This window comes from Erwinia sp. MMLR14_017 (genome assembly GCF_033657285.1).
Classification (GTDB): domain Bacteria; phylum Pseudomonadota; class Gammaproteobacteria; order Enterobacterales; family Enterobacteriaceae; genus Erwinia.
Genome location: NZ_JAWVWP010000003.1, coordinates 336,094 through 352,379 on the forward strand (window position 1 = coordinate 336,094; position 16,286 = coordinate 352,379).

Below are 16,286 nucleotides of genomic sequence, written 5' to 3' on the forward strand. Positions count from 1 at the left end.
GGAACTTAGCTCAGCAGGCGCGCATGGCGGAGGTCGGCCATCAGCACTTTTGAACGGCGCTGGTAGTTATACATCAGCTTTTTACTCTCCGGCAGCACTTCAATATCCACCGGCGTGAAGCCGCGCTCCTGGAACCAGTGAATACTGCGGGTGGTCAGCACAAAGAGTTTTTTCAACCCCATCTGGCGCGCCTGTAGCGCCACGCGCTCCAGCAGCGCTTCACCACGCGATGAGCTGCGGTAATCCGGATGCACGGCCACGCAGGCCATTTCCCCAATCTCCTCTTCCGGGAAGGGGTAGAGCGCCGCACAACCGATAGTCAGGTTATCGCGCTCAATGATAGTGAACTTATCGATCTCCATCTCCAACTGCTCACGCGAACGGCGAACCAGAATGCCCTGCTGCTCCAGCGGACGAATCAGCTCCAGGATGCCACCTATGTCATTAATGGTCGCGCGACGGATCTGCTCGGCACTTTCCATCACAATCTGCGTACCGATGCCGTCACGGGAGAAGAGCTCCTGTAGCAGGGCGCCATCTTCCTGGTAGCTGATGAGATGGCTGCGCCGCACGCCGCTGCGGCAGGCTTTCACTGCGCCGCGCAGGAAGCGCACGGTGCCCGATAAGTAATCGTCCCGCTGCTCCAGCTCTTCAATGCGCTGCTGGGCTTCTTTCGGGAACAGTTCAGAGATGATCTTCCCTTCATTGTTGGTCACACCCTGTTCTGAGCAGAAGCCAATCATCTTCTCAGCTTTTAATTTAACAGCCAGCTGCGTGGCGACCTCTTCGGAGGTGAGGTTAAAGCTCTCACCGGTGACCGAGACGGCAACAGGCCCCATCAATACAATGGCACCGCTGTCGAGCTGGCGATGGATCGCCTCTTCATCTATACGGCGGATACGGCCGCTGTGGCAGTAATCGACGCCATCATCCACGCCCAGCGGTTGAGCAATAATAAAGTTGCCGCTGACGACGTTGATGTGCGCCCCCTGCAACGGAGTGTTATTCAGGCTCATGGAGAGGCGGGCAGTGATATCCAGCTGAAGTCGTCCCGCAGCCTGCTTCACCAGCTCAAGCGCGTGCGCGTCGGTTACGCGGGTATGTTTGTGATAGAGCGGTTCCAGCTGATGTTCAGCCAGGTTTGCGTCGATTTGCGGGCGCGCACCATAGACCACCACCAGCCGGATCCCCAGACTGTGCAGCAGGCCAATGTCGTTGACGATGCCAGAAAAGTTCTCATGCTCGATGGCTTCACCTCCCAGCATAATGACAAACGTTTTACCACGGTGGGCATTGATATAGGGGACGGTATGACGAAAACCCTGAACCAGCTCGGTACTCCGTTCCTTCACGGCAAACCCTCTATGAATTATTATTCGATAAAAGTGTATTTTTATTCTTTTATCGCCCTGGCGCAAGGGGCAATTTTCTGCGGTTTTTACTTTTTTAGTTTCAGCCATCCTGCTAATACGCTGCATTTTATCGTTTTTTCTGGGTGACACTGCCAAAGGGATTCGATAAAGTTTTTGCCCCTGGTAGTCATTTGGCTTTTTTTCAGACACACAACAGTTCTTCTTCTGGAGTCGCATGTCCGATTTACCCTCCCCTGGCCGACGCAGGTGGTTAAAAAGTGCAGGAGCCGTGCTTCTGCTGAGCGTCAGCAAAGTGGGACTGGCGGCCAGCAGTCATGTGGTGGCTATCCGCATCTGGCCCTCTTCCACCTATTCCCGCCTGACGCTGGAGTCGAACGGCCCGCTTAAATATAAGCAGTTTGCGCTCAGCCACCCTGAACGGGTAGTGATCGATATTGCCAATATCCGGCTCAACCACGCGTTAAAAGGGATCGGTAACCTGGTCCGTCGTGACGATCCCTATATCAAAAATGCACGGGTAGGGCAGTTTAATGCCAATACCGTCCGGCTGGTGCTGGAGCTTAAGCAGAACGTAAGCCCTCGCATATTCACGCTGGCTCCTGTGGCGGGCATCAAAAACCGCCTGGTGCTCGACCTCTATCCAGCCAAAGGAAGCAGCTACGATCACGCAGACGATCCGCTGCTGGCCTTACTGCAGGATTACAACAAAGGCAATCTTGAAAAAACAGAGCCGGCAGCCGCCCCTTTACCGGGTAAAGCGGGCCGCGACCGGCCTATTGTAATCATGCTGGACCCCGGCCACGGGGGCGAAGATTCCGGCGCCATAGGCAAGCATAAAACGCGTGAAAAGGACATTGTGCTGAAGATTGCGCGGCGGCTGAAGTCGTTAATCGATAAGCAGCCCAACATGCAGGCCTATATGACGCGCAACGAAGATGTGTTTATCCCGCTGAAAGTCAGGGTAGCCAAAGCGCGTAAGCAGCGTGCTGACCTGTTTGTCTCTATCCATGCAGATGCATTTACCAGCCGTGCGGCGCGGGGATCTTCGGTGTTTGCGCTCTCCACCAAAGGCGCAACCAGTACGGCAGCCCGTTTTCTGGCTCAGACTCAGAATGAATCAGATTTAATTGGCGGCGTCAGCATGAGCGGGGACCGTTATCTCGACCATACCATGTTTGATATGGTGCAGAGTCTGACAATCAATGACAGCCTGAAATTCGGTAAAGAAGTGCTGACCAGAATGGGCAGGGTGAATCATCTGCATAAAAAAACGGTGGATCAGGCGGGGTTTGCGGTACTGAAAGCGCCTGATATTCCCTCAATCCTGGTAGAGACGGCATTTATCAGCAATCTGGAAGAGGAGCGTAAGCTGCGGACCACCCGCTTTCAGCATCAGGTAGCTGATGCCATTCTGGCAGGTATTAAGGCCTATTTTGCCAGTGGCGCGTCGCTGGCTCCAGGGAAGTAGCCTGACCGGCAGGGCGAAGAGAGTTCGTCCTGTATTAATCGACGCTTAACAGCGTTAAAGAGAGAGTGAAAGCGCTGGCTGTTGAAAGGAAAAATGCAGCTGAGATAGCCGAAGCGTGAGTTGTTCAGAAGGTATTCGAAGCGTTAATGGTTCAGAGGAAGTAGGGTTCAGGAAGGGTTGTTAAAAGTCAGAAACAAAAAAACACCCGTTAAGGTGTTAAGTTGGTTGCGGGAGCCGGATTTGAACCGACGACCTTCGGGTTATGAGCCCGACGAGCTACCAGGCTGCTCCATCCCGCGTCCGATATACTGCTGCTTCCATCACAACAGCTCTTGCTGTACTGCACACTTCCGCAGAAGTGGTTGCGGGAGCCGGATTTGAACCGACGACCTTCGGGTTATGAGCCCGACGAGCTACCAGGCTGCTCCATCCCGCGTCCGAAATACTGTTGCTTCCATCACAACAGGCCCTGCTTGTTCACAGACCTTCTCAAAAGAGTTGGTTGCGGGAGCCGGATTTGAACCGACGACCTTCGGGTTATGAGCCCGACGAGCTACCAGGCTGCTCCATCCCGCGTCTGTGGAAGCGCACTATACTCTCAGTGAGTTTGGTTGCAACCCCTTTTTGCCACAAACTCATCAAAATAGCGCTGCCTGCTTAATTCTTACTCATCCTGCCGGGAGTTCTTCTCCGTCAACCGATCTTTACCCTTGTCCCGTTTAATTCTCTCAGTGCCTTTGCTATCTTCGGCGAGGAATTCCGCAAAGAGGGCAGTAGAGAATGAATGGACGTTGGGCGAAGTATGCAGTAACAGGGGCGTTAATTGCCCTGCTGGCGGGATGTTCTTCAAAACCGACCGATCGCGGCCAGCAATATAAAGATGGCAAGCTTGAACAGCCGCTGGGCCTGGTTAATCAGCCTAACGCAAAGGGGCGGCCAGTCAATGGCAAAGATTTTGGCGATCAGATCAGCGAAATTCAGTACGCTTCGCCCGGCATGTACTCCCGCCAGAACAGCACCTACAGCTCGCTTAAAGCCTGGCTGATGGCCGGGGGCGATACCCGCCAGCTGCGCCAGTTTGGCCTGGATGCTTACCAGATGGAAGGCACCGACAATTATGGCAACGTGCAGTTTACCGGCTACTACACGCCGGTTATCCATGCGCGCTACACCCGTCAGGGCGAGTTCCAGTATCCTTTATACAGAATGCCGCCTCGGGCTAAAGGGGGGCGTCTGCCGAGCCGGGCGGAAATTTACAGCGGCGCGCTGGGTGAGCGTTACATCGTGGGTTACAGCAATTCGCTGATGGATAACTTCATTATGGATGTGCAGGGCAGCGGCTACGTCGATTATGGCGATGGCCGTCCACTGACGTTCTTTGGCTACGGCGGCAAAAACGGCCACGCTTATCGCAGTATTGGCAAGGTGCTGATCGATCGCGGTGAGGTGAAGCGCGAAGATATGTCGATGCAGGCGATCCGGAAATGGGGGGAAGAGCACAGTCCGGCTGAAGTGCGTGAGCTACTTGAGCAGAACCCTTCCTTCGTCTTCTTTAAGCCAGAGGAGTTTGCACCGGTGCGTGGCGCCAGCGCCGTTCCTCTGGTGGCAAAAGCTTCGGTAGCTTCCGATCGCTCGCTGATCCCACCGGGGACAGCTCTGCTGGCGGAAGTCCCGCTACTGGACAACAACGGTAAATTTACCGGAAAATATGAGATGCGGATGATGGTCTCGCTGGATGTGGGGGGCGCAATTAAAGGTCAGCACTTCGATATCTACCAGGGCATTGGCGAACAGGCGGGGCATATGGCAGGCTGGTTTAACCATTATGGCCGCGTCTGGGTGCTGAAAGCCGCACCGGGTGCAGGCGCACCGCTTTTCTCTTCCGCACAAAATAGCACGGGTAACTCCGGCCTGCTCACCCAGTAGCAGGTACCAGCGGGCTGGTTCGCCAGCCCGTCACTGATTCCGAGGTAAGACATGACTTCTCTTTCTGACGCCTGGCTGCAACGCTTTGGCGGGACGGCGCGTTTGTATGGGCAACCGGCGCTGCAACTCTTTGCGGATGCGCACATCTGCGTGGTGGGTATTGGCGGCGTAGGCTCCTGGGCCGCAGAGGCGCTGGCCCGTACCGGTATTGGGGCGATCACGCTGATCGATATGGATGACGTCTGCGTCACTAATACTAATCGGCAGATCCACGCCCTGAAAGCAACGGTAGGACAGGCGAAAACGGAAGTGATGGCGGAGCGCATTCTGGCGATTAACCCGGAGTGTAAAGTCACCTGTGTGGACGACTTTATTACGCCTGATAACACGGCTGAGTTAATGGGCGCAGGATTTACCTACGTCATTGATGCAATTGACAGCGTGCGGCCTAAAGCGGCCCTGCTGGCCTGGTGCCGCCGAAATAAAATTCCGCTGGTGACCACAGGCGGCGCAGGCGGTCAAATCGATCCCACGCAAATTCAGGTTGCCGATCTGGCCAAAACCATTCAGGACCCGCTGGCGGCCAAACTGCGTGAACGTCTGAAGCACGACTTTAACATAGTGAAAAACAGCAAAGGCAAGCTGGGGATTGATTGTGTTTTCTCGACTGAAGCGTTGATGTACCCGCAGCCGGATGGATCGGTTTGCGCTTCCCGCAGCACGGCGGAGGGGCCAAAAAGAATGGACTGCGCGTCAGGCTTTGGTGCCGCGACGATGGTCACGGCCACCTTTGGCTTTGTTGCCGTGTCCCACGTATTGAAGAAAATGATGGCGAAAGCAGCACGCGGGTGAAAAATAACCTGCTGACCTGCTGACCTGCTGACCTGCTGACCTGCTGACCTGCTGACCTGCTGACCTGCTGACCTGCTGACCTGCTGACCTGCTGACCTGCTGACCTGCTGACCTGCTCTAACGGTATTCAGCGGCAGCCTTAACTGCCGCATCCGCCAGAGCGCCCAGACCGGCGCTGCGTGAGGCGCTAAGTTGGGTACGCAGGCCCAACTCGTCGAACAAGGCCAGCGGATCGGTGTGCAGCAGCGTTGCTGGCAGTTGTCCTTCCACTACGGTAAGCAACACTGCCAGCAATCCCCGTACAATTCTGCCTTCACTGTCGCCATAGAAGTGCAGAGTGCCATCGGCCTTCAGCTGATGTCCCAGCCAGACGCGATTCTCACACCCGCTCAGCTCAATCTCGCTGCGCTTCAGCGCTTCAGGTAGTGCAGGAAGCTGTTTACCCAACAGGATCAACTGACGATAGCGATCTTCCCACTGAGTAAACGCGCTGAACTTCTGTTTTAAACCCTCCGGCGTAATAAGTTCACCAAACGGGTGTGGGGCTAATAAAGTTGTCATGTTTACTCTGCAAGCAGCTCCAGTGCGGTGATCATGCTTCTGACCAGCGCTTCCACATCATCAAGCGTATTATAGGGGGCAAATGAGGCGCGCAAAGTACCGCTGACGCCTAAAGCCTGTAAAAGCGGCTGCGCGCAGTGTTGACCGGCACGCAGGGCGATGCCCGATTCAGCCAGCAATGTCACCACATCGCTGTGATGGATGCCAGCAAAGTCAAAGGAGAGCAGGCTTGAGCGGCTGGCGCGATAGCTACGAAAGCCCGGTAGCAGAGAAAGCCGCTCTTCAGCCCTGTCCGCCAGGCCACAGCTCCAGCTTTCAGCGGCCTGCCAGTCCAGGGTTTCAAGCCAGCTCAGGGCTGCACTCAGGCCGATTACACCCGCAACGTTTGGCGTACCGGCTTCGAAACGCCACGGAACAGGCTGCGGGGTGAAGCCTTCAAAGTTCACGCTGGTCAGCATTTTGCCGCCGCCCTGCCAGGCAGACATCTCCTCCAGCAGCTCTGTCTTGCCGTAGAGCGCACCGATGCCCATCGGGCCATAGAGCTTATGTGCAGAAAAAGCATAGAAATCAATATCCAGAGCGCTGACGTCCGCCGGGTTATGTACCACGCCCTGGGCACCATCAATCATCACTCTGGCTCCGGCCCGGTGCGCCAGCTTAATGGCCTCTGCCAGATCCGGGCAGCCACCCGTTACGTTAGACATCTGTCCCAGAGCCAGGACTTTAGTTTTCGCCGTCAGCAAAGAGGCTAGCAGCGTGGGGTCCGGTAATCTGTTGGCATCCAGCGGCCACTTTACGACTTTTGCGCCGGTTTGCGAGGCAACCATCAGCCAGGGCACGAGATTGGCATGATGCTCGGCTTCACTCACCAAAATTTCATCGCCCGGCTGCAGGCGCGGACGGAAATAACCCTGAGCCACCAGATTAATGGCTTCTGTCGTGCCTTTTGTCCAGACAATATCATTAGCGAGTGGGGCGTTAAGCAAGCGTGCGACCTGCCCCCGAGCCTGCTCATAGCGATCGGTCAGCTCGCGCGCTGCGGCGAACTGGCTGCGATGCACGGTTCCGGCACTCAGGCTGTAAAACCGCTCTGTAGCCTCAATCACCGCCAGCGGTTTTAGCGTGGTCGCCGCACTGTCGAGGTAAACACCAGCATCAGCTAAAGCTGGAAAATATTGGCGAAAGTGGTCAGGGTTAAAAAGGGTCATACCTTCCTCGTGCTTTGATGTATTAATGCGGTTTTTTCAGCACCAGTCTGAATTACAGGCATTTTCCTGGCAATGTTGAAAAAGCTGGTTATGCTGAATTATGCAAGGTTTAAACTATTACCCGCAAATAAGCGTTTCTCATGCAGGCACTTTGCCCTGAGTCCGTGTTCTGCAGGTGGTTTATCGCATCACAGTCTGCAAGGAGATATAAAGATGAAAAAATTTGCTGCAATTATGGCCGCCTGTGCCATGACATTTGCCCTGGCCGCTTGTTCAAGCAACTATGTTATGCACACCAATGATGGTCGCACCATTGTCGCTGACGGCAAGCCTGTGGTTGATGATGATACTGGCATGATCAGCTACCAAGATGCCAATGGCAACAAACAGCAGATCAATCGTTCTGATGTGAAAGAAATGGTCGAAATGGGCCAGTAAGCTTCAGGCAAAAAAAAGCACCGCAATTTGCGGTGCTACTAATCACTATGGACAGACAGGGTAAATCTACAGGAATAAAAAGATAGCCAGGCTATCGGATCTGAAAATTGTCAGATCAAATGCAAACACAACATCACGACCACAAGCCAAAAGCCCCTCAAAATCTGGCGTTTCCGCCACTATTTCAAACAGCTTTTCGTTCCGGCTCAGGAAGTGCGGCAACTATAGGTATTTGCTGGTACATCCTCAACGGACAAATTATAATGCCTCGGATAAAAAAAACTAATAGGTGATACGCCTTCAGGCGTGTGACTTCCCATGCTGTTAAAGTGTACCCGGTAACCATGTCGAAACGTCTTCCTCCTTTAAACGCGCTGCGTGTTTTTGATGCAGCGGCGCGCCATCTCAGCTTTACCAAAGCGGCTGAAGAGTTGTTCGTCACTCAGGCTGCGGTAAGCCACCAGATCAAGTCATTAGAGGATTTTCTCGGGCTGAAGCTCTTCAGAAGGCGCAATCGTTCACTGCTGCTCACCGAAGAGGGGCAGAGTTATTATCTCGATATCAAAGAGATATTTACCTCACTGAACGAGGCAACACGCAAACTTCAGGCCCGCAGCGCTAAGGGGGCATTGACGGTAAGCTTGCTGCCCAGTTTTGCCATTCAATGGCTGGTGCCAAGGCTGACAAGCTTTAACTCAGCTTATCCGGGTATTGATGTACGTATCCAGGCTGTGGATCGTGATGAGGAAAAACTGGCGGACGATGTCGATGTCGCCATTTTCTATGGTCGCGGCAACTGGCCGGGACTGAGAGTTGAAAAACTCTATGCAGAATATTTACTGCCGGTCTGTTCACCGTTGCTACTGACCGGTGATAAACCTCTTAAGACGCCTGAAGATCTAGCGCGGCAAACTTTGCTGCATGATGCCTCGCGTCGCGACTGGCAGTCCTATACCCGCCAGCTTGGCGTCGGGCACATTAACGTTCAACAAGGGCCTATCTTCAGTCACAGCGCTATGGTGCTGCAGGCTGCGATCCACGGGCAGGGTGTGGCTCTGGCAAACAATGTTATGGCGCAAACTGAAATTGAAGCTGGTCGTCTGGTCTGTCCGTTTAATGACGTTTTAGTCAGTAAAAACGCTTTTTATCTGGTTTGTCATGACAGTCAGGCAGAACTGGGTAAAATAGCCGCCTTTCGGCAGTGGATCCTGGCGAAAGCGGCCAGCGAGCAAGAGAAATTCCGCTTTCGTTATGACAGCTGAGCAATAATTTTTACGCGTGGCCAGCGTGCGGCGTGTGTAACCTCTGAGGATAAAGGAAATGTCGAGTCGTGCGATGCTGATTTTTTCAGCTATTAGCGGATTTGTCTATGTGATGCTGGGCGCGTTTGGTGCGCATGTACTCAGCAAGTCGCTGGGGCCGGCTGAGATGGCCTGGATGAAAACCGGTCTGGATTATCAGGCTTTTCATACTCTGGCCATTCTGGGGCTGGCGGCGGCGATGCTACGCCGGGCGAATATCTGGTTTTACTGGAGCTCCGCGCTGCTGGCGCTGGGCACCGTGCTGTTCAGCGGCAGTCTCTACTGCCTGGCGCTTTCGCACCTGAAGCTGTGGGTTTATATCACACCAGTGGGCGGCACCTGCTTCCTGATTGGTTGGGTTTTGATGTTGGTTGGCGCGCTGCGTCTGAAGAAAAGGGCAGAACGCCATGAATAAAGTATTACTCTATTGCCGTCAGGGATTTGAGAAAGAGTGTGCGGCAGAGATCACCGCGAAAGCGGCGGCCCGCAATGTGTTTGGTTTTGCGCGGGTGAAGGAAGATTCGGGCTATGTGCTGTTTGAATGCTACCAGGCCGAAGAAGCTGAGAAACTGATTGCCGAACTGCCGTTCAGCGAACTGATCTTCTCCCGTCAGATGATCGTAGTAGGCGAGCTGCTGCGCGATCTTCCGCAGGAAGATCGCGTCACGCCGGTCACGGGTATGCTGACCGGATTTGTTGAGAAGGGGGGCGAACTGCGCGTCGAGGTGCCAGACACCAATGAGAGCAAAGAACTGCTCAAGTTTTGTCGAAAATTCACCGTGCCGCTGCGATCAAGCCTGCGTTCCGCCGGTATTTTGCTGAAGTATGAAACTGACAAACGTCCGGTTGTGCATGTGTTCTTTATCGCGCCGGGCCATTGCTATGTAGGTTATTCACTGCCGCAGAATAACTCCCGCTTCTTTATGGGCATTCCGCGTCTGAAATTCCCTTCTGATGCGCCAAGCCGCTCCACGCTGAAGCTGGAAGAGGCCTTCCACGTCTTTATTCCTGCTGATGAGTGGGACGAACGTCTGGGCAGCGGTATGTATGCCGTCGATCTGGGCGCCTGTCCGGGCGGCTGGACCTATCAGTTAGTGCAGCGCAGCATGATGGTTCACGCAGTGGATAATGGTCCGATGGCTCCGAGCCTGATGGATACGGGGCAGGTTTTTCATCATCGTGAAGATGGCTTCAAGTATCGCCCTACGCGCAGCAATATTTACTGGGTGGTGTGCGATATGGTGGAAAAACCGGTTCGCGTAGCGAATCTGATGGCAGACTGGCTTGTGAACGGCTGGTGCCGTGAAGCTATTTTTAACCTGAAGCTGCCGATGAAAAAACGCTTTGAAGAGGTGTCACAAAACCTGGCGATGATCGATGAAAAGCTGAAGGCTAACGGCATCAATGCGCAGATCCAGGCACGGCAGCTCTATCACGATCGCGAAGAGGTGACGGTGCATATTCGCCGCATCTGGAGCGCGGCACCCGGTCGCCGTGACGAGCGTTAAGGTGTGATGCACGGCGGTGCGCCGGGTAACAGCGCGCCCTGAAACAACGCATAGCCAGCCAGAGGCGTTTAAAAGCGTTCTGCCAGCCCTGGCGCCGGAACCGTTGCGGGCATCAGTACGTTTATAAACGTTCCGGCAGCCGCAACTCTTTCAGATTCCCCTCAAGATGCAGGTCGGTGCGCAATGTGGCAACCCTCCTGCAAATCTTCGCCATCTCCTGCTGCTCCTGTAACTTCTTCTGCCATTTGGGCGGCACCGCAGCGAGTTGTTGATAAATCGCTTCCAGCGAGCCAAATGTTGTAAGCAGTTCCGCTGCGCTTTTCGCGCCAATCCCGGCAACACCCGGAATTTTGCTGCTGCTGATGCCGGCCAGTCCCCAGTAGTCGGGAAGCTGGGCAGGGGTCGTGATGCCAAATTCCGCCGTAATAAAAGGCAGATCCAGCCAGCGTTTCTGGAAATAATCCCGGATCTGAATGGCGGGTGCCAGCAACTGGCAATAGCCTTTATCGGTGGAAACGATAGTTGCCTGATGGCCAGCTGCCGCTACCTTTACCGCCAGCGTAGCCGCCAGATCATCGGCTTCTTCGCCGTGCGCCTGCCAGCACGCTACGCCTGCGGCCTGAAAAGCGCTGCGCAGCAACGGCATCTCTTGCCGTAACGTCTCCGGCATCGGCGAGCGGCCAGCCTTATACCCTGGCAGTAGCTGATGACGCCAGCCTTCATGCCGCTCTTCATCGTCAAATACCGCCACGGCATGCGTGGGGTTACTGTGCCGGATCAGCTGATGCAGCGCGTTAACGCAGGTTTCCTGGCAAGGCGATCCCTGAACCGCATGGATACGTCGGATAAGATTCAGGGCATCAACAATCAGTAAATGAACAGTCATAGGTTCCACGAAAGCGGAGCGGCTGTGTCGCCGCTCCTGTGAGCAGTTTATTTAATGATTTCGTAGCAGGGGATGTAGGCGGTACCCGGCAGCTTCATGCGGTGCTGAGCCACAAATCCCTGTAATAAATCATCCATGCGGCGCATCATTTCCCGATCGCCGTGCAGCTTATAAGGGCCTTTCTCTTTGATCGCTTTGATCCCCATATCCTTGACGTTTCCAGCCACGATCCCGGAAAACGCGCGCCGCAGCGCAGCGGCAAGCTGCTCGGCAGGCTGATCGGGATAGAGATTCAGATTCGCCATGTTTTCATGGGTAGGTATAAACGGCACCTGCAGATCGGGCGCAATGCGAATCGACCAGTTAAAGCTGTAAGCATCGCCCGTTTCCCGTCGGTGCTCTTTTACCTTCGGCATCGCTTTTTTCATCAGGCGAGCCACTTCAGCGGCATCATCAATAATGATGGTGTAGTGCTGACGGGCGGCCTCGCCCAGCGTGCTGACAATAAACTCATCCAGCACGTTGAAATAGTCCGCACTCTCTTTCGGCCCGGTCAGAATCAGCGGCAGAACCTGCTCCTGGTTGTGCGGGCTCATCAGAATACCCAGCAGGTAGAGCAGCTCTTCTGCGGTCCCTACGCCGCCGGGGAAAATGATGATGCCATGCGCAATACGGACAAACGCTTCAAGGCGTTTCTCGATATCCGGCATAATGATCAGCTCATTCACCAGCGGGTTAGGCGGCTCTGCGGCGATGATCGAAGGCTCTGTTAAGCCGATAAAGCGGCCCTCTTTATAGCGCTGCTGCGCGTGACCGACGGCGGCGCCTTTCATCGGGGCTTCCATCACCCCCGGCCCGCAGCCTGTACAGATGTTCAGCTCGCGCAGGCCCAGCTGCGACCCGACGTTACGGCAATATTGATATTCCACCGCGTTGATCGAGTGGCCGCCCCAGCAGACCACGGTATTGGGTTCTTCCCCAACGTGCAGCGCACGGGCGTTTCTGAGTATTGAAAACACCATGTTGGTGATCTGCACCGAGTCTTCAATATTAAGGTGCTGGAAGCGACCAGCGCTGTCGATCTGTCCATTCACAAACAGAATATCGCGCAGCACGGCAAACAGGTTCGCCTGCAGCGAGCGGATGATCCTGCCATCCACGAACGCCTCTTCAGGCGGATTAATCAGCTCAAGTTTTACGCCGCGCTCGCGTCGCAGCACGTTGATATCAAAATTTTCAAAGCGGGAGAGCAGCTCATGGCTGCTGTCGGTCTGACTTCCGGAGTTAAGGACGGCAAGAGAACAGTTACGGAACAGCTGGTAGAGGTCGCTGCTGGCCGTCTGCTTCAGCATATCGACTTCCAGTTGAGAGAGCAGATCCATTGAGCCTAAGGGGCTGACATGTGTAATCAAATTAACTCCTTTACACCCGTACGGGTGGTAGTCACTCCATTTGTGGCCGTTCAGCCGGAACAACATGGAGAGTAAAGTCCCTGGGCCAGGTGGTTACCTGTGCCCACTCCAGAGTAGCCTTGTCCGTCCTGATTTAACAAGGGATCGCGTCCTGCTAATGCGGGATGGTGCGCAAAACCGTGCTGATTACTGCCTTACAAGACGGGAATGGCCTGGCCGGAACGCGCCGTTGCTACGCCACGGATTGATATCCAGCCCGCCCCGACGGGTGTAGCGGGCATAAACGCTTAGCTGCTCTGGCTGACAAAAGCGCAGAATATCGTTGAAAATGCGTTCGACACACTGCTCGTGGAATTCGTTGTGATGACGGAAAGAGATCAGATAACGCAGCAGCGCTTCACGCTGAATACGCGGCCCACGATAGCTGATCTGCACCGAACCCCAGTCTGGCTGGTTGGTAATCAGGCAGTTGGATTTCAACAGATGGCTGACCAGCTGCTCTTCCACAATTTCAGGTTGTGTCGCCTGCTGCAAATAATCGGTGGTGAACTGATAGTTATCAATTTCAATATCCTGTTCATCAATGCAGTAGCCGGCAAGGTGCCCAATGGGCTGACCTTCCACTTCCTGTAGCCGGAACAGTGCAACGCTGACTTCCCCCTGCGCACAGGCGCTGAGATCGCGCTCCAGCGTGGTACGAACATCGCCCCAGTTGGCAAATTTTGTCTGGTTGAAGCTGTTAAGATAGAGTTTGAAACTCTTGGACTCAATCAGGTTCTGGCTGTCCGCTTTCAGCGTCACTTCGCCTATAGCAACCTGCGGCAGGCCTTTCTCATTCAGCCAGGAGAGCTCGTACAGCGTCCAGATATCATCACCATGAAAAGGCAGGGAGTCCGGATAGAGCCCCAGCGGTTCACGGTTCATGCTGCGCGGTACGGCTTGCAGTAAAGAGGGTTGATACTTATCGTGATACTCTGTGGGTTTTCCCAGTGTCAGGTTGGTTAATGCCTGATGTGGAGCCTTAGAAGACATCTTAATTACCTTATGGCCTGCGGCTTGCAGGCGGTAGTGCACAGTTAGCCTTAGTGTAACTCAGGCAACAGAGAGTGAAAAAAGAATGATTGAACAAACGGCCCTGGCCTTAACGGATTTTACCCGTAAATATTGTGATGACTGGATCCGCGAATGCGGCCATCCTCCGGCAAGTGCCGAACTCCTTGGCGTGCCTTCGCCCTGCATCCAGCAAACCAATGAAGAAGATCTCTTCTGGCTGCCGCAGCCCTTCACCCTGGCGCAAAACCTGGAAGCGGTTGAGCGGGCAGTGGAGTTACGTATCCAGCCCTCTGTAGTGGCCTGGTATAGTTCGCAGTTTGCCGGAGATATGTCCGCCACGTTTGGCGGCCTGAGCTGTACGCTGCTGCAAACATGGAGCGAGGAAGATTTTCTGCGCGTACAAGAAAATCTCATTGGACATCTGGTTATGAAGCGTCGTTTAAAGCAGTCGCCAACTCTGTTTATCGCCACCACCTCCTCTGAACTTGAGGTGATTTCCGTGTGCAATCTCAGTGGGGAAGTGGTGCTGGAGCAGTTGGGCACCAAAAAACGCACCGTTCTGGCGCCAGACCTGGAGCAGTTCACCACCGAGCTGGCGGTGGTCTTACCCTGAATATTAAAAAGCGCCAGGTTTTGTAAGAGATCTCTCACGTAAGCTGTAAGAGATCGCTTGAAAATAGCCGTGTATAAAATGTGGTTTTTATTGCAATTGATTAAAAATCATAAAGTTGCTCTTATAGCTGGCGCTAGCCAAGCGGTAAGCACGACATTTCGCTGTCAGCCATATTGTCTGCTTATACAGTTAGGGCAGAATAACGCCACCAAAAGGAAGTGTGGCTTAGCAATAAGTCAGGACACCTCGGGAAGAGGAAGCAGGGAAAGTCTTCAGGATGAAGAAAGGATATCTCAGGATGAGATCAGGGACACCTCCAGGATGGAGATTGTGAGCTGTCATGAAGATGGCGTGCCGGGATGCAAGGGACACACCAGCAAGGTGAAAAGTAGGGAACACTCAGGGACAAAGTTATCACGGACGAGCAGGGAGCATAAGCGTGGCGGGATAGCTGCAAACGAACCGGGAGCACTGTTTACACAGTGCTCCCTTTTTTTGTCCATACTTTTCCAGAGCACAGCGCTGAGTGGTATGCTTGCTGCCTTCCGATCATCTGACCAAGGAGAACTGCCAATGAGCCGTGAAACCCAGGTTTTGCATCGCCTTGATGCGATTGAGCAACTATTACATGAGGCGGGTCTGTGGCAAGTTTGTGCACCTACCAGCGAAGCGTTTAACAGCGTGGAGCCTTTCTGCGTGGACACCATGATGCCGTTGCAGTGGCTGCAGTGGATATTTCTGCCGCGCATGCGTGCAATACTGGATGCAGGCGCTCCGCTGCCGGAAAAACTGGCGATCGCTCCCTATTACGAAGTGGCGCTTGAGGGCGAAATTCCCGCACGTGCCCCGCTTCTGCACGCCCTGAATCAGCTGGATCAGCTGTTTGGGCAGGATGCTTAATGCTGGAAATTATCTATCAGGATCGCTGGCTGGTGGCGGTGAACAAACCCTCCGGTTGGCTGGTCCACCGTAGCTGGCTGGATCGCCACGAAACGGTTTTTGTTATGCAAACCCTGCGTGACCAGATTGGTCAGCATGTTTTTACCGTGCATCGCCTCGATCGTCCTACTTCCGGCGTGCTGCTGCTGGCGCTGTCGGCCGAGGTAGCCCGGCTTCTGTCGCAACAATTTGAACAGCACGCGTTACAAAAAACCTATCACGCGGTGGTCAGAGGCTGGCTGGAAGGGGAAGAGACCCTGGATTATGCGCTGACCGAAGAGCGGGACAAAATTGCCGACAAATTCAGCGTGGCGGATAAAGCGCCCCAGTCTGCCGTTACGCACTGGAAAGCGTTAGCAAAAGCGGAGTTGCCGGTAGCGGTGAGCTGCTATGAGACGTCGCGCTTCAGTCTGGTGGAGCTAAAGCCCGAAACCGGGCGTAAGCATCAGTTACGCCGTCATTTGCGCCACCTTCGTCACCCCATTATTGGGGACAGCGCCCACGGTGACCTCAAACAGAACCGCAGCGCCGCGCAGCATTTCGGCATGAAGAGGCTGATGCTGCACGCCAGCGAACTGAGCCTGACGCATCCGGTGACGGGCGAACCGCTGCTGTTGCGGGCCGGTCTGGACCCCGTCTGGCAGGGCTGCATGTCCGCTTTTGGTTGGGAAGCGTGCCTTCCCGAGCTTCCGAGGGTTGAGTTTATGACGACTAACCTTCAGGATAGTCTCACTTAATAAGCGCCAGA

At 54.4% G+C, this 16,286-nt stretch carries 16 protein-coding genes and 3 tRNA genes; 10 read left to right on the forward strand and 9 right to left on the reverse strand.

Going from position 1 to position 16,286, the window contains the following annotated elements; genetic code table 11:
• Positions 1 to 5 precede the first annotated feature (5 nt).
• Positions 6 to 1,352, reverse strand: a complete 1,347-nt coding sequence (gene argA, locus SD961_RS07020; RefSeq protein WP_318789676.1) for an amino-acid N-acetyltransferase — start codon at positions 1,350 to 1,352, stop codon at positions 6 to 8.
• A 235-nt stretch (positions 1,353 to 1,587) separates the two neighbouring features.
• Between argA and amiC the strand changes: the two genes are divergently transcribed.
• Positions 1,588 to 2,841, forward strand: coding sequence for an N-acetylmuramoyl-L-alanine amidase AmiC (gene amiC, locus SD961_RS07025; protein WP_318789677.1), 1,254 nt, complete (start codon positions 1,588 to 1,590; stop codon positions 2,839 to 2,841).
• Between the two features lie 222 nt (positions 2,842 to 3,063).
• Here amiC and SD961_RS07030 read toward each other — a convergent pair.
• From SD961_RS07030 to SD961_RS07040, 3 genes are all read right to left on the reverse strand, one after another.
• Positions 3,064 to 3,140: transfer RNA gene (locus tag SD961_RS07030), tRNA-Met, on the reverse strand.
• A gap of 60 nt (positions 3,141 to 3,200) precedes the next feature.
• Positions 3,201 to 3,277 (reverse strand) — tRNA-Met (locus SD961_RS07035).
• Positions 3,278 to 3,340: 63 nt separating this feature from the next.
• Positions 3,341 to 3,417, reverse strand: a tRNA-Met gene (locus SD961_RS07040).
• Positions 3,418 to 3,621: 204 nt separating this feature from the next.
• Here SD961_RS07040 and mltA point away from each other — a divergent pair.
• Complete coding sequence (gene mltA, locus SD961_RS07045) at positions 3,622 to 4,767, forward strand: murein transglycosylase A (RefSeq protein WP_318789678.1); 1,146 nt, start codon at positions 3,622 to 3,624, stop codon at positions 4,765 to 4,767.
• 51 nt (positions 4,768 to 4,818) lie between these two features.
• The gene (gene tcdA / locus SD961_RS07050) at positions 4,819 to 5,619 is read left to right on the forward strand and encodes a tRNA cyclic N6-threonylcarbamoyladenosine(37) synthase TcdA (protein WP_318789679.1); all 801 of its coding nucleotides are present in this window, start codon (positions 4,819 to 4,821) and stop codon (positions 5,617 to 5,619) included.
• A 117-nt stretch (positions 5,620 to 5,736) separates the two neighbouring features.
• On the opposite strand, the gene csdE is transcribed toward tcdA, so the two are convergent.
• Both csdE and csdA read right to left on the reverse strand, forming a co-directional pair.
• On the reverse strand, positions 5,737 to 6,180 hold the full coding sequence (csdE, locus tag SD961_RS07055; protein WP_318789680.1) for a cysteine desulfurase sulfur acceptor subunit CsdE: 444 nt from the start codon (positions 6,178 to 6,180) through the stop codon (positions 5,737 to 5,739).
• 2 nt (positions 6,181 to 6,182) lie between these two features.
• Complete coding sequence (gene csdA / locus SD961_RS07060; RefSeq protein ID WP_318789681.1) at positions 6,183 to 7,388, reverse strand: cysteine desulfurase CsdA; 1,206 nt, start codon at positions 7,386 to 7,388, stop codon at positions 6,183 to 6,185.
• A 213-nt stretch (positions 7,389 to 7,601) separates the two neighbouring features.
• Between csdA and SD961_RS07065 the strand changes: the two genes are divergently transcribed.
• The 4 genes from SD961_RS07065 (at position 7,602) to rlmM (ending at position 10,635) form a co-directional block, all read left to right on the forward strand.
• Positions 7,602 to 7,826 carry a YgdI/YgdR family lipoprotein gene (locus SD961_RS07065; RefSeq protein WP_318789682.1) on the forward strand — a complete coding sequence of 75 codons (225 nt, stop codon included), beginning with the start codon at positions 7,602 to 7,604 and terminating at the stop codon, positions 7,824 to 7,826.
• 344 nt (positions 7,827 to 8,170) lie between these two features.
• Positions 8,171 to 9,088, forward strand: coding sequence for a glycine cleavage system transcriptional regulator GcvA (gene gcvA, locus SD961_RS07070; RefSeq protein WP_318789683.1), 918 nt, complete (start codon positions 8,171 to 8,173; stop codon positions 9,086 to 9,088).
• 58 nt (positions 9,089 to 9,146) lie between these two features.
• Positions 9,147 to 9,542 carry a DUF423 domain-containing protein gene (locus SD961_RS07075; RefSeq protein ID WP_306210890.1) on the forward strand — a complete coding sequence of 132 codons (396 nt, stop codon included), beginning with the start codon at positions 9,147 to 9,149 and terminating at the stop codon, positions 9,540 to 9,542.
• The gene (gene rlmM, locus SD961_RS07080; protein WP_318789684.1) at positions 9,535 to 10,635 is read left to right on the forward strand and encodes a 23S rRNA (cytidine(2498)-2'-O)-methyltransferase RlmM; all 1,101 of its coding nucleotides are present in this window, start codon (positions 9,535 to 9,537) and stop codon (positions 10,633 to 10,635) included. The genes SD961_RS07075 and rlmM overlap by 8 nt, the downstream gene beginning before the upstream one ends.
• A 121-nt stretch (positions 10,636 to 10,756) precedes the next feature.
• On the opposite strand, the gene xni is transcribed toward rlmM, so the two are convergent.
• From xni to queF, 3 genes are all read right to left on the reverse strand, one after another.
• Entirely contained in the window at positions 10,757 to 11,521 is a 765-nt protein-coding gene (xni, locus tag SD961_RS07085; RefSeq protein ID WP_318789685.1) for a flap endonuclease Xni, read from the reverse strand.
• 47 nt (positions 11,522 to 11,568) lie between these two features.
• A complete protein-coding gene (gene ppnN / locus SD961_RS07090) occupies positions 11,569 to 12,933 on the reverse strand; it encodes a nucleotide 5'-monophosphate nucleosidase PpnN (RefSeq protein WP_318789686.1) in 1,365 nt (454 codons plus the stop codon).
• A 186-nt stretch (positions 12,934 to 13,119) separates the two neighbouring features.
• Positions 13,120 to 13,965, reverse strand: coding sequence for an NADPH-dependent 7-cyano-7-deazaguanine reductase QueF (queF, locus tag SD961_RS07095; protein WP_318789687.1), 846 nt, complete (start codon positions 13,963 to 13,965; stop codon positions 13,120 to 13,122).
• A gap of 85 nt (positions 13,966 to 14,050) precedes the next feature.
• On the opposite strand from queF, the gene syd reads away from it, so the two are divergent.
• The 3 genes from syd to truC all read left to right on the forward strand — a co-directional run bounded on the left by syd (position 14,051) and on the right by truC (position 16,275).
• Complete coding sequence (gene syd, locus SD961_RS07100) at positions 14,051 to 14,599, forward strand: SecY-interacting protein (RefSeq protein ID WP_318789688.1); 549 nt, start codon at positions 14,051 to 14,053, stop codon at positions 14,597 to 14,599.
• A gap of 573 nt (positions 14,600 to 15,172) precedes the next feature.
• Entirely contained in the window at positions 15,173 to 15,499 is a 327-nt protein-coding gene (locus tag SD961_RS07105) for a YqcC family protein (RefSeq protein WP_318789689.1), read from the forward strand.
• Positions 15,499 to 16,275 carry a tRNA pseudouridine(65) synthase TruC gene (gene truC / locus SD961_RS07110; protein WP_318789690.1) on the forward strand — a complete coding sequence of 259 codons (777 nt, stop codon included), beginning with the start codon at positions 15,499 to 15,501 and terminating at the stop codon, positions 16,273 to 16,275. The genes SD961_RS07105 and truC overlap by 1 nt, the downstream gene beginning before the upstream one ends.
• The last annotated feature ends 11 nt before the right edge of the window (positions 16,276 to 16,286 follow it).

Excerpts from the sequence above, each read along its gene's own strand:
- amiC (WP_318789677.1), top strand. The coding sequence starts at position 1,588 with ATGTCCGATTTACCCTCCCCTGGCCGACGCAGGTGGTTAAAAAGTGCA.
- mltA (WP_318789678.1), top strand. The coding sequence starts at position 3,622 with ATGAATGGACGTTGGGCGAAGTATGCAGTAACAGGGGCGTTAATTGCC.
- tcdA (WP_318789679.1), top strand. The coding sequence starts at position 4,819 with ATGACTTCTCTTTCTGACGCCTGGCTGCAACGCTTTGGCGGGACGGCG.
- csdE (WP_318789680.1), bottom strand. The coding sequence starts at position 6,180 with ATGACAACTTTATTAGCCCCACACCCGTTTGGTGAACTTATTACGCCG.
- csdA (WP_318789681.1), bottom strand. The coding sequence starts at position 7,388 with ATGACCCTTTTTAACCCTGACCACTTTCGCCAATATTTTCCAGCTTTA.
- SD961_RS07065 (WP_318789682.1), top strand. The coding sequence starts at position 7,602 with ATGAAAAAATTTGCTGCAATTATGGCCGCCTGTGCCATGACATTTGCC.
- gcvA (WP_318789683.1), top strand. The coding sequence starts at position 8,171 with ATGTCGAAACGTCTTCCTCCTTTAAACGCGCTGCGTGTTTTTGATGCA.
- SD961_RS07075 (WP_306210890.1), top strand. The coding sequence starts at position 9,147 with ATGTCGAGTCGTGCGATGCTGATTTTTTCAGCTATTAGCGGATTTGTC.
- rlmM (WP_318789684.1), top strand. The coding sequence starts at position 9,535 with ATGAATAAAGTATTACTCTATTGCCGTCAGGGATTTGAGAAAGAGTGT.
- xni (WP_318789685.1), bottom strand. The coding sequence starts at position 11,521 with ATGACTGTTCATTTACTGATTGTTGATGCCCTGAATCTTATCCGACGT.
- queF (WP_318789687.1), bottom strand. The coding sequence starts at position 13,965 with ATGTCTTCTAAGGCTCCACATCAGGCATTAACCAACCTGACACTGGGA.
- syd (WP_318789688.1), top strand. The coding sequence starts at position 14,051 with ATGATTGAACAAACGGCCCTGGCCTTAACGGATTTTACCCGTAAATAT.
- SD961_RS07105 (WP_318789689.1), top strand. The coding sequence starts at position 15,173 with ATGAGCCGTGAAACCCAGGTTTTGCATCGCCTTGATGCGATTGAGCAA.
- truC (WP_318789690.1), top strand. The coding sequence starts at position 15,499 with ATGCTGGAAATTATCTATCAGGATCGCTGGCTGGTGGCGGTGAACAAA.